At 43.0% G+C, this 423-nt stretch carries 1 protein-coding gene; it reads left to right on the forward strand.

Annotation, left to right across the window (positions count from 1 at the left end):
- The coding region (locus tag HMPREF3027_RS00010; RefSeq protein WP_141756193.1) for an integrase core domain-containing protein at positions 1–216 on the forward strand (216 nt) is incomplete at its 5' end.
- Positions 217–423 lie beyond the last annotated feature (207 nt).

A 423-nucleotide genomic window follows, 5' to 3' on the forward strand; every position in this document is an offset into this window, starting at 1 on the left:
AATGCTATGGCAGAGAGACTAAATGGAACCATTAAAAATGATTGGCTATACGACTATGAAGCTATGACTTTTGAAGAGACAAAAAAGGCGATAGATAAGGTGATCCAGCTCTACAATAATGTTCGTCCTCATCGCTCCTTAGGTATGAGAACGCCAATGCAGACGTTGGATCCTAGCCATCAGAATCCACTCGTCAAAAACGAGGGCTTTGCTTGATTATATGACGCACGAGCTGGCTGCCCCCTATGAAGGGGGGCGCCGCTCGTGTTTATCGCCCGTCATCTGTGCAATTATTTGTATATTTGTGTACACTTTCAGGAATAGAGGACACGGAGTGTGTACACTTTCAGGAATAACAAATAACCAGTGTATACAATAACAGGAATACATGAACCCGTGTGTACTATTTTCAGGAATACCACA

The sequence above is a fragment of the Porphyromonas sp. HMSC077F02 genome, assembly GCF_001815465.1.
Taxonomy (GTDB): Bacteria; Bacteroidota; Bacteroidia; order Bacteroidales; family Porphyromonadaceae; genus Porphyromonas_A; species Porphyromonas_A somerae.